The organism is Peteryoungia rhizophila (assembly GCF_004912145.1).
In the GTDB taxonomy this organism is placed as follows: Bacteria; Pseudomonadota; Alphaproteobacteria; order Rhizobiales; family Rhizobiaceae; genus Allorhizobium; species Allorhizobium rhizophilum.
In genome coordinates this window covers 161,883-174,357 of the sequence record NZ_STGT01000007.1, presented here as the reverse complement: position 1 = coordinate 174,357, position 12,475 = coordinate 161,883, and the positions used below count along the sequence as shown (strand labels likewise).

General features: G+C 63.4%; 5 protein-coding genes. 1 reads left to right on the top strand and 4 read right to left on the bottom strand.

The features are described from left to right. Window positions 1–4: 4 nt before the first annotated feature. The 4 genes from E9677_RS23325 to E9677_RS23310 all read right to left on the bottom strand — a co-directional run bounded on the left by E9677_RS23325 (window position 5) and on the right by E9677_RS23310 (window position 9,719). Window positions 5–3,745, bottom strand: a complete 3,741-nt coding sequence (locus E9677_RS23325) for an AsmA family protein (protein WP_136560456.1) — start codon at window positions 3,743–3,745, stop codon at window positions 5–7. 73 nt (window positions 3,746–3,818) lie between these two features. Beyond that, window positions 3,819–5,228: an FAD-binding oxidoreductase gene (locus tag E9677_RS23320; RefSeq protein WP_136560455.1), complete on the bottom strand. Its 1,410-nt coding sequence runs from the start codon at window positions 5,226–5,228 to the stop codon at window positions 3,819–3,821. Window positions 5,229–5,355: 127 nt separating this feature from the next. Beyond that, window positions 5,356–8,505, bottom strand: a complete 3,150-nt coding sequence (locus E9677_RS23315; protein ID WP_136560454.1) for an efflux RND transporter permease subunit — start codon at window positions 8,503–8,505, stop codon at window positions 5,356–5,358. Next, window positions 8,502–9,719: an efflux RND transporter periplasmic adaptor subunit gene (locus tag E9677_RS23310; protein WP_136560453.1), complete on the bottom strand. Its 1,218-nt coding sequence runs from the start codon at window positions 9,717–9,719 to the stop codon at window positions 8,502–8,504. The genes E9677_RS23315 and E9677_RS23310 overlap by 4 nt, the downstream gene beginning before the upstream one ends. 277 nt (window positions 9,720–9,996) lie before the next feature. Between E9677_RS23310 and E9677_RS23305 the strand changes: the two genes are divergently transcribed. Further along, window positions 9,997–12,474: an ATP-dependent helicase gene (locus tag E9677_RS23305; protein ID WP_136560452.1), complete on the top strand. Its 2,478-nt coding sequence runs from the start codon at window positions 9,997–9,999 to the stop codon at window positions 12,472–12,474. Window position 12,475 lies beyond the last annotated feature (1 nt).

The following is a 12,475-nucleotide window of genomic DNA, read 5'->3' as shown; positions in this document are numbered from 1 at the left end:
ACGATCAGTTGACCCCAGGCAATGCCTCGAACTGGAGTTCGGGCAAGGGCTGACGGATGACCCGCTCTTCCGGCGCGACCGGCAAGACGGGCTGTGCCGGAACCGTCTCCGTCGTCACATCGCCTCGCTCCTCCGGAACCGGCGGATCCGACGGCTCCGCTGCCGCATCAGCCTCTCTGGCAGCCTTCAGGGCTGCTGCATCGGCTTCCGCTTTCAGCCGGGCCTCTTCCTCCAGCCTGAGGCGCTCAGTCTCGGCACGCGTCCGCTCGTCGGCTCGGGCACGCGCAAGGGCTGCCTCACGCCGCAGCCTCTGCTTCTCCAGAACGGTCGCCTGCAGTGCCTCGACCCGCCGGCGCTCGGTCTCGAAGGCACGCAGCGAGAAGAAATTGGTGAGCTCAGTCACGTCGAGTTCCCGTTCCGGCTCGAGAGCCGCTCCGTTGAGCATCAGGCGCAAATTGGGTTGGGCGCCGTCCATGGCCGCATCACCGGGATTGAAGGCGATGCCGACTTCCCCGTCCAGCGTGCCGGCGCGCAGATCCAGACGCAGCGCGCCGTCGAGTTTGGCCTGCGCCGTCTGATGGGTAGCCGCCTGAACACGGACCGTTCCGTCTGACAACGCGAAGGGCACGGTCACGTCTCCCAGTTCCGTCGAGCCGGCTGTGATCAGTCTTTCCGCAAGTGCAAGAACCTTTTCCTCGTCGATGTCAGTTCCGAGTGCATCCGCTTCGGTGACCAGCCTCGGCAAGACCGACAGGTCGAGGTCCTCCAGTGTCAGGTCCTTCATGCGAGCCTCCCCGGATCCGCTCGCCCGACCGATCAGGTCGGCAGGCGTCTTGCCGCCGCCCTCGACGACGAAAGTGAAATCCATCAGCCCCGAAGGACTGTCTTTCGTCGCGATGCCACGCTCGACGCGCAAAGCGTTGATCATACGGGCAAGATCGCTGTCGGCCAGATCGAGCCGGGCCCGAAGGAAGCCGTTCCCGTCGGTATTGGCGACCGAGAAGCGGCCAGTCATCCGCCCGCCCAGCCAGTCGGCCGAAACCTCATCGAAAGTGAGTTCGCCGGCCTTGTTACGGAGCTTTCCGGAGACATCTGTCATGGCCTCGCCGAGACCGGGCCAGAGCCGCTTGACAGTGAGGTTGAGGTCCAGGTCGAAGGGCAGAGCACGTGGGCTCAGCGCGACCGGAGACAGAGCGCCTGTCATCGGATCCCTGAGTGGACCGACCACGGTTTCCGCCAGCCAATCCAGGTCGAGCGCATCGAGAGTAACCGTACCCACCGCAGACGGTTGAGCCGCAGTCAAATCGACGCGCCCCTCAGCGACCACCGCCTGCCCCGCAACGTTCGCCCCGAAACTCTCAATGCCGAGCTGACCTTCTACCAGTGAGAACCGCGCCTCACCCGCGATCGGCACACCGGTCGCGGCATCAGGCAGGTTCAAACCGAGAGCCATCAGATAGGGGCCGAGATCCCCGCTGTCGATCGACAGCTGCCAGCCACCGTCGAGCAGATCCGGTGTGTCGAATGCCGTCAGTTGCGCGGCCGCATCCAGCGTCGTTCCGGCTCCGGCGAAGCGCGCGACGGCTTCGGCATTCCCGTCTCCTGCCGTATCGACCGTGAGCGTTAGCACACCCCCTTCCCCGGTCGTCCAGGGCAAGGGGTCGAAGCCCGCCTGGCCGAGCAGGATCTGCGCCTCGTCGTTCTCCATCCGCAGTTCGAAGTTCCGTTTGCCGCCCGCAAGGAGCGTCGTTAGATCGTCGGCGCCGACCTTGAGCGAAACCACGCTGTTAGAGGCACGACCGTTGGCGTCGATGCTCACTGCTCCGTTTTCCGGCACACTCAGCGTCATCTGGATGTCGGTATTGCCATACCAGGCCGAAGCATTGGCCAGCCGCTCGATGATAGGGCTGTTCGGCAGCCCTTCGCGCAGGAGCGCCAGGAACGGCCCAGGGTCTGCAGACTTGAATTCGACCTGGCCTTGGCCGACTGGCTGCGTCTCGGCATCGCGCAGTTCACCGCTGATTCGCACCGAGCTGCCGGCCACGTTGCCGAGGTTCAGCCGCTCGATGGCAAGTTGGCCGGCTTGATAGGTCGCGATCGTCTCGACATCCTCCGCCGTCACACCGAATGCCAGCAACTCGTCGACCTTCAACCGCGTCGCCACCCGTTCGGCCAGCAGGCGTTGCTCGGCATCCTCACCAATCATGAGGGCCGCGATCGCCCGCGCGGCATCGAGGTCCAGTCTCTCGCCCACCAGATCGACCGAGAGGTTGGCAGCAGCGCCGCCGCGCGATTCGCGTTCGATCCGGCCCTTCAATGGCTCGGCTCCGATCGCGAGCTCCAGCTTCTCGAAACGTTGCAATTCGGGGGTCAGATTGACCGATGCAGAAAAACCGGCCGATGCCAGCCCGCGGATGGCCGGATCCACCCGGCCGGAAATCCAGGTGGCCAGTCCCGACGGCTGCGTCGAGGCGACGAGCAGGTTGCCCTCGAAGGACGGCGTGCCGACGAGCACCAGCCGTCCGCTCGCCTCGACCTGGGTGCGCCCAGGCAACAATCCGACGGCCCTGTCCACAGTCCAGCCGTTACCGGCGGGCCTGATATCGAGCTGCAGGTCCCGAAACACCGTATCTCCGGCAACGATCGCCGGCAGCCGCAAGGTCGCCCGGCCAGGCACATTGGGAATCGGGATCTGGGCAGCGGTCGCCAGAAGCAGCGCCATTCTCTGCTGAACGGAAACGGACCCGTTCCGTGACGTCTTTGCCCGGCTCCCGTCAGCCGCAAGCCTGTTGACATCAACCTGCTGGCCCTCGGCTGTCAGCAGGAATTCCGGCTTTGCGCCGGTGTCGAGCTTAGCCTCACCGGTGATCACGTAAGGGTCGGCGACCTCGCCGAGCTCAAGCCGATAGGTTGGGATCGTGATGCTGTCATTGGCCAGCTTGAACTCGCCACGGACACGTGGCGCAGGTGTGGGCCTATCGCCGGGCTCAAGTGCCTCCGGTGATGCCGCCACCTTCCAGGTCGACACGAAAGTCCCCGTGTAATGAGGCTTGCCCGATTCGAGCGCCAAATCCCCCTCGAGCATGAGGTCGAAGGGTCGCATGCTCGGGTCGATCCGCAGTCGAAGCGGTATCGAGGGCCCGGCCAGCTCGGATGTTGTGAGGCTGAAGCCCGCAGCCTCTCCGTCCAACTCCGCGTTTCCCTCGACGGACCAAGGACCAGCGAGCGTGCGCGCCGAAAGTGCCGCATCGAGTTTGGTGAGTGTCCGGTCTCGACCGGATTGCTGATCGATGAACTCGATCGTCCCGCCGCTGACCGACACCTTTTCGAGAACGACATTGCGTGCCGGCAGGCTGGGCCTGCTGCCGCGCAACCAATCCAGCGTACCGTCCGGCAACAGCCGAATGCGCGCCTTGGGCTCGTCGATCCGCATGTCGAAGATGCGGGCTTCACCCGACAGAAACGGCGCAAGCTCCGCATCGAGTGAGAAACGCGCCACCCGCACCAGCGGCGTGCCGTCGACATCGGTCCCGACGGTCACATCCTCCATGGTGACGGAAGGGAACGGTAGGATGCGCGCGCTGACCGCGCCGTTGACCACCACCTTCTTGCCGAGCAACTGGCTCGCCTGATCCTCGAAATCTTGTCGGAAATTGGTCCAGTCGACAAAGACAGGCGCCAGCAGCGCGGCAAAGAGCGCAACCACCAGAAGACCGCCGAGCGTTGCCAGTATGCGTCCGAGCACCGAATGCCACTCCCTTGATTACGGCCAGAAGGTAACGCAATTCACCGTGGGGGCAACCCGCAAGCTCTTGCAGTCACAGGCGAAAGATCTTGCCGGGATTGAATATGTTCTGCGGATCGAGGCTCGCCTTGATTGCGCGCATCGCTGGCAGCGCCGAGCCGAGCTCCTGTTCCAGATAGCCGATCTTGCCCTGGCCAATCCCATGTTCGCCGGTGCAGGTGCCGTCCATGGCAAGTGCCCGGCCGTTCAGCCGCTCGAGGAAAGCTTCGGCCTTCTCCACGTCGGCTGCATCCTTATCATTGAAAAGCAGCAGAACGTGGAAATTGCCGTCCCCTGCATGGCCGACGATCGGCGCCAGGAAACCTTGCTCGCGGATGTCGGCCTGGGTCTCCGCGACACATTCGGCAAGCCTGGAAATCGGCACGCAGACATCGGTCGAAAGTGCGGCAAGCTCCGGCGCCAGCGCCCGGCTCGCCCAATAGGCATTGTGGCGCGCCTTCCACAGCTGGCTGCGCTCTTCCGCATTGGCGGTATATGCAAATTCGCCGCCACCGAACTCGGCCGCGATCTCGCCGAATTGCGCTGCCTGCAGCGCCACCGTCTCCTCCGTTCCGTGGAATTCCACGAAGAGCGTCGGGCACTCGGCATAGGAGAGTTTCGAATAGGCGTTGCAGGCGCGGATTTGCATCTCGTCGAGCAATTCGATGCGCGCGACGGGAATACCCATCTGGATCGTCATGATGACTGCATTGCAGGCATCTTCGAGCGTCGGAAAGGCACAAACCCCGCCGCTGATCTTGGCCGGAATGCCCTGAAGGCGAAGCGTGACCGAGGTGATGACGCCGAGCGTACCTTCCGAGCCGACATAGAGCCGTGTCAGATCATAACCGGCCGAGGACTTGCGCGCCCGTCGCGCCGTGCGGATTTCCTCGCCATCGGCGGTGACGACGGTGAGCGCGAGGACATTGTCCTTCATTGTGCCGTAGCGCACTGCATTGGTGCCGGAAGCGCGCGTCGCGGTCATGCCGCCGAGCGAGGCATTGGCGCCGGGATCGATGGGAAAGAAGAGGCCGGTATCCCTCAGATAGGTGTTGAGGTCTTCCCGTGTCACGCCGGGCTCGACCGTGCAGTCGAGATCCTCGGCATTAACCGACAGGATCCGGTTCATGCGCGTAAAGTCCACGGAAATCCCGCCGAAGGGGGCATTCACCTGTCCTTCCAGCGAGGACCCGGTGCCGAAGGGAACGATCGGGACGCTGTGGGCAGCGCATACACGGACGATATCCTGCACATCATCGGAGGCCTCGGCAAAGACCACGCCATCAGGGCGCTGCGACGGCAGATAGGTGGTGGTGTGACTGTGCTGGTCACGAAAGCTCTCGCCGGTCTGGAAACGCTCGCCGAAACGCTGCTTGAGGATGGGCAGGACAAGCGCGATGCCCTCTTCGTTGCGCTTGCCGTCGATCACATCCTTGCGGGCCATCCGCGACCTCCCGAAATACTGAAGTGGGGCGCGTCGGCACTGCGCCGACACGCCCCTGCTATGGGATAGGGTTCGGAAATTGTCCAGACGTCCGAAGGGCGCAGGAGGAGCATGGCGCCCCTCCCCGTCACTCTGCCGCGATCCGCGGCGGCAAGCCCGCATCGTTGGCAATCTTCAGCGTGGCATCCTCAAGCTCGGTCTTGAGACGCGCCTCTTCCTGCGCATGCGGCTTGGAGAAGCGTGCCAGCAGCAGATAGGCGACGGGGGTGATGTAGAGCGTCACCAGCGTCGCGAAGCCGAGACCCCCGACGATCACCCAACCGAGCGCGATGCGCGCTTCCGCGCCTGCTCCCTGCGCCAGCACCAGCGGCACCCCGCCGAGCACGGTCGCGATCATCGTCATCATCACTGGACGCAGGCGGATCGTGCAGGCGGCCTCGATTGCCTCCCGCACGGACAGCCCACGATCACGGAGCTGGTTGGCGAATTCGACGATGAGAATGCCGTTTTTCGCCATGACGCCGACAAGCAGCACGAGACCGATCTGGCTGTAGACGTTCAGCGACGATCCCGTCACGACGAGCGCGAACACGGCACAGGCGAGACCAAGTGGCACCGTTGCCATGATGATCAGCGAGGACACCACGCTTTCGAACTGTGCGGAGAGCACCAGGAAGATGATCGCGATCGCAAAGCCGAAGGTCAGCGCCATGCCGTAGCTGTTTTCTTCCAGCGTAGCCGCCTCGGAAAGTGGCAGCAGGCGAGAGCCCGGTGGCAGGAGCGGCTGAGCGATCTGCGTCACCATCTCCACGGCGTCTCCGAGCGCGACACCCTCTCCAAGCCCCGCCGAGAAGGAGACAGACGCCAGCTGCTGCTCTCGGTTCAGCGTCGGAGAAACAGCCCTTTCCTCAAGCGAAGCAATGGTCGACATCGGCACCACACGCCCGTCGGAGGTCGTCAGGAAAATGTTCTCCAGATCCGTCGGATCGTTGATCGGCTGCGTGCTCGACACAAGTCGTACCGGAATCGAGTTGCCATCGACGAAGACGTCGGTGACCGAACGCCCCTCGAGCAGCGCCTGCAACGAGGTGCCGATGGCGCCGATATCGATGCCGAGATCGGAGGCCCGTTCGCGGTCGATCGTCACCGAGATCTGCGCCTGGGTCGGCTCGTTGTCGAGACGCGGTGTCTGGAATTCGGGACGGTCTCGCAACTGATCGACGATCTGCAGCGCCGACGCTGTCAGCGCTTCATGGTTGGACCCGACCACCGCCATCTGCAGGCCGCTTCCGGCACCACGGATTCGCAGACTGTTGGTCTGGAACACATTGCCGCGGAGCGCCGGCACAAGGGCGGCAGCCGCATTCACGTCCTGAACGATCTGGTCCTGGCTGCGCGCGCGCTCAGACCATGGTGCCAGTGTCATCACCATGAATGCGCTGTTCGAAGAGCCCTGACCTGAGATCGAGAAGATGTTCACAATCTCCCCGCTGTCGCGGAGTGGTTGCAGGTTTTCCTCAACCCGCTGGAGCTGATCACGGGTATAGGCAAGGCTTGACCCCTGCGGTGTCGACAGCCGCATCAGGACGACCGAACGGTCTTCGCGAGGCGTAATCTCGCTCTGGATCCCCGTGAAGGCGAGATAGGCGGCCCCGGAAAACACGACGGCAAACACGCAGACGATCAACGGGTTGCCAAGGCAGGCCCGAAGCGTCCGGGCATAGAATGCCGAGAACCGCTTACCAAATGCACCGAGCACGCCGCGATCATCATCGGCTTCGCGTTTGAGCATGCGTGATGCCATCATTGGGCAAAGCGTGAGCGCAGTGGCCGACGAGAGCAGAACCGCAAAGGCGAGCACGAACCCGAATTCCCGGAAGAGACCGCCCAACTGACCCGGCAGGAAGGATAGCGGTACGAAGACAGCAGCGAGTGTGGCCGTGGTCGCGAGCACCGCGAAGAACACTTCCTGTGTTCCGAGCACCGCGGCCGCGCGTGGCCCCATGCCCTCAGCCCGGCGGCGGACGATGTTTTCAAGGACGACGATCGCGTCATCCACCACGAGGCCGGTGGCCAGAACGATCGCGAGCAGGGTGAGAATATTGATCGAGAAGCCGACCATATAGATCGCCGCCAGCGTCCCGATCAGGGCGACCGGCATGGTGAGCGCCGGGATCAAAGTCGCCCGCCAGTCACGCAGGAACAGAAAGAGGACCACAAGCACGATCACGGCGGAGAGCCCGAGCGCGATCTCAACCTCGTGCAGAGCACCCTGAATGAAGACCGCATCGTCGCTGGTGACGATGACCCGCGTGCCTTCCGGCAGGGCGCTCGCCATGCCCTCAACGGCATCATGCACTCCAGCGGAGATGTTCAGCGTGTTGGACTGCGCCTGACGGATAATGCCGAGGCCGACACCCTGGACGCCATTGGAGCGTAGCGAGGTCGAACCATCGTCAGGCCCGAGCGTCACTGTCGCCACGTCGCGCAACCGCACGCGCTCTCCGATCAGCACATTCTCGAAGTCATCGACGGTGGCGAGGCTGGCGGTCGCCCGCACAACAATGTCCTGCGTCTGCGATTCGAGTGAACCGGCCGGGACATCGAGCGAGGAATTCTGTAACACGGTCGCAAGGCTGGCGACACTCAGGCCCCGGCTGGCGAGTGCCGCCTGGTTGACGTCGATGCGGAACACCTTTTCCTGGTCACCATAGATCTGGACGTCGGCGACACCCTCGACGGCGGCAAGCCGGTCGGAGACCTCGTTCTCGACCAGCAGGGTCAGGTCTTCCATCGAGAGTGTGGTGGAGGTCGCGGCAAGCCGCATGATCGGCTGCGAATCCGCGTCCGCCTTGACGATGCGGGGTTCGTCCGTGTCGTCGGGCAACTGGTTGCGTACACGGCCGAGAGCATCGCGCACGTCGTTTGCCGCGACGGCAAGATCAACATTGTCGCTGAACTCGAGCGTCGTGCGGCTGGAGCCGAAAGACGAACGCGAGGACATGGATTTGAGGCCGCTGACCCGGGCGACTGCGCCCTCGATGATGCGCGTCACCTCCTGGTCCATGGTCTGCGCGGAAGCACCATCATAGTCTGTGCTGACCGTAATGACAGGCTGGTCGACGTCGGGCAATTCGCGGATTTCGATGCCGGCAAGGGCAGCCAGACCCGCAACGACCAGCAGGGTGTTCAGGACCGCCGCCAGGACCGGTCGGCGGACGAAGAGCGCGGTGAAGCTGCGCCCGGACTGTTCGGAACCGTTTTCGCTCGCGCTCATCGAACAGCAACCTCCTCGGAATCGGCACCGGCTTCGCCGGCAATCTCGACCGTCCCACCCTCGCGCACACGCTGCAGGCCTTCGACGGCGACGATGTCACCCTCGTCAAGAGATGCCTCGACGAGGATCTGGTCCGAATTGCGTTGAACGATCCGCACACGCGTCTTCACAGACTTGTTATCGACGATCTGCCAGACGAAAGACCCCTCTCCGTCCCACTGGACCGCGAGCGGATTGACTGCCGCATAGCTGTCTCCGGGAAACCGCATCGCGACGGCAAACGACATGCCGGCGCGCAGCACATCCTCAGGATTGTCGATCTTGGCGCGGATCCGGATCGTTCGGCTCGCCTGATCCACGCGGCTATCGACTGCTTCGACCGTGCCCTGGAAGACCTGGCCCGGACGCGAGACGGAATTGGCTTCGACCGGCATGCCGGGTCGGACGGCGGCCACGAAGCGTTCGGGTGCCCAGAAATCGACGAGCAACTGGCTGCGATTGTCGAGGGAGACGATGGCTGTCGTGTTCGTAACATTATCGCCGACGCTGACGCCGACAATCCCGATCACGCCGTCGATCGGTGCCACGATATCGCGGCGCTTGAGGTTGAGTTCCGCGGTGGTGAGTTGCAACTGCGCCTGCTCCTCGGCAATTTGCGCATCCAGCACATCGAGACGCGAGAAGCTCTGCAGATTGCGGTAGGATTCAGCCTTTTCCACTGCACTACGGAGCGCCACAGCGGCCTGGTCACGCAGGATGACCTGTTCTTCGCGGTCGAGCCGGGCAATCACATCGCCTTTCGTGACTTTCTGGCCGGAGGAAACGAGGATTTCGGCAACAGTTCCTGAGGTCTGCGGCATGACGGTCACGGCCTCGATGGCCTCCCCGTCGCCAATCGCGTTCAATCGGTCGTTCACGACACCCATGGCGACGGGCTGCGTGGCCACGAGAATGGCCTGATTGCCGCCGCCACGCCGATTGCCCTGACCCTGCCCACCTTGGCCGCCGCCGGACTGCGCCTGCTGTCCGCCCTGCTCCTGGCCCCGCTGTCCCTGCCCTTCGCTGTCAGGCGCGCTGGACACCAGGGCAACGGCAGACGCCGGCACGCCCATAGAAATGAGCGTCTGCCCCGCCCCGGGTGAGAAATAGACGAGGGAACAGAGGCCGACAAAGAGGACGGCAAGACTGATGGCGAGTTGCTTCCAAAGCGGCATGCAAGGCTCCAAAATGTAAAATCGGAATGTCAGCGGTTAAGTATCGGGCGCAAACGGTCAGTGGCAATGCCTCAACGACAAGCTTACTGATTTGTAATCTCGCGTCTTTTCACGCCACCGTGAATGCCGGCCTGTCTTTGCCTCGGGAATGGGGTCTGTCGGATCATAGCATGAGCAATGCCCTTAGACGCTCGAAATCCGTGGGTTGTCAGGTGCGAGGAATAAAACCAGAACGCCTTCACTGGCCTTTCCGACCCGAATCACTACATTGAGCCGCATGAGTAACGGTTTCGACGACATTCCCTTCTTCGACGAAGAACCCGCGCCGCGCAAGCCGGCTGCCTCCCCGGCCCCTGCTCCCAGCGCGCCCGCTGGTGGTGGTCTCGGCATTGCGGCCCGCGCCATGGCCGCTCGCGACCAGGCCCGCGCACCCGATTATCTCTCCGGCCTCAATCCCGAACAGCGCGAGGCGGTCGAAACCGTCGATGGCCCCGTGCTCGTGCTTGCAGGTGCGGGCACCGGCAAGACGCGCGTGCTGACCACCCGTATCGCCCACATTCTCGCGACCAACCGCGCCTATCCGAGCCAGATCCTCGCTGTGACCTTCACCAACAAGGCAGCCCGCGAGATGAAGGAGCGCGTCGGCCATCTCGTCGGCGGAGCCGTGGAGGGCATGCCGTGGATGGGCACCTTCCACTCGATCGGCGTCAAGTTGCTGCGCCGCCATGCCGAACTGGTTGGCCTCACCTCCGCTTTCACCATTCTCGATACCGACGACGTCGTCCGCCTCATCAAGCAGATCATCCAGGCCGAGGGTCTGGACGACAAGCGCTGGCCGGCCAAGCAGTTCGCCCAGATGATCGACGGCTGGAAGAACAAGGGCCTGGACGCCGCACAAATCCCGGAAGGGGATGCCCGCGCCTTCGCCAACGGCAAGGGCCGCGAACTCTATGCCGCCTATCAGGCCCGCCTGAAGACCTTGAATGCCTGTGATTTCGGCGACTTGCTGCTGCATCCGATCCGCATGTTCAAGGCGAACCCGGACGTTCTCAAGGAATATCACCAGCGCTTCAAATACGTCCTCGTCGACGAATACCAGGACACCAACACCGCACAGTACATGTGGCTGCGCCTTCTCGCCCAGCGCCCACCCGGCGTGCCGCAGAATGTCTGCTGCGTCGGCGATGACGACCAGTCGATCTATGGCTGGCGCGGTGCTGAAGTCGACAACATCCTGCGTTTCGAAAAGGATTTCCCCGGCGCCAAGGTCATCAAGCTCGAACGCAACTACCGTTCGACGGAACACATCCTCGGTGCCGCCGGATTTCTGATCGCCCACAACGAGGGCCGCCTCGGCAAGACGCTGTTCACCGACCGCGTCGATCCCAACGACGACAAGGTCGTCGTCCATGCCGCATGGGATTCGGAAGAAGAGGCCCGCGCCGTCGGCGAAGAGATCGAACAGCTCCAGCGCAACCAGCACCCGCTGAACAATATGGCAATTCTCGTTCGCGCCTCCTTCCAGATGCGCGAATTCGAAGACCGTTTCGTGACGTTGGGCCTCAACTACCGCGTCATCGGGGGCCCGCGCTTCTACGAGCGCCTCGAGATCCGCGATGCCATGGCCTATTTCCGCATGGTCTGCCAGCCGGCCGACGATCTTGCCTTCGAGCGCATCGTCAACACGCCGAAGCGCGGACTCGGCGATACCACGATCCGCAATCTGCACGACTATGCCCGCGCCCGCGACATCCCGATGCTGGCCGCCGCGACCGACATCATCGAAACGGACGAACTGAAGCCCAAGGCGCGCAAGGCGCTCTTTGACGTGGTGACCGATTTCCGCCGCTGGCAGTCGCTGCTCGAAAACACGCCCCATACCGAACTCGCCGAACAGATCCTCGACGAGAGCGGCTATACGGCGATGTGGCAGAACGACAAATCGGCAGAAGCGCCGGGTCGGTTGGAAAACCTGAAGGAACTCATCCGCTCGATGGAAGCCTTCGAGAGCCTGCGCAGCTTCCTCGAACATGTCTCGCTGGTCATGGATGCCGAGACCAACGAGAACCTCGACGCCGTCTCGATCATGACGCTGCATTCCGCCAAGGGCCTGGAATTCGAAACCGTCTTCCTGCCCGGCTGGGAGGAAGGCCTCTTCCCCCACCAGCGCGCCCTCGACGAAGGCGGCCGCTCGGGCCTCGAGGAGGAACGCCGCCTCGCCTATGTCGGCATCACGCGCGCCAAGCGCCGCTGCCACATCTGGTTCGTCTCCAACCGCCGCATCCACGGCCTCTGGCAATCCACCCTTCCGTCACGCTTCCTCGAAGAGCTGCCGCCCGCCCATGTCGAGGTGGCCGAATCCGAAACGTCCTATGGCGGCTATGGTCGCAACCCTTACGGCCAGTCCCGCTTCGACAAGCAGGAGCCCTTCCAGAACAGCTATTCGACGCCCGGCTGGAAGCGCGCCCAGGCCAATAAGACCGATGCAACCCGCGACAACTGGGGCAATCGCTCCGGCCATTCGGTCGAACGGATTGGCTACGGTGAAAGCGGCCCTCGCGCCAAGACGATCGAGGGTGAACTCGTCGCCAAATCGACGTCGAACGAGCCCTCGCGTTTCTCGGTCGGCGACCGCGTCTTCCACATGAAGTTCGGCAACGGGAATGTTTCCTCGATCGAGGGCAACAAGCTGACGATCGATTTCGACCGGGCTGGTCAGAAACGGGTTCTGGACGGCTTTGTGGAGAAGGCGTGAG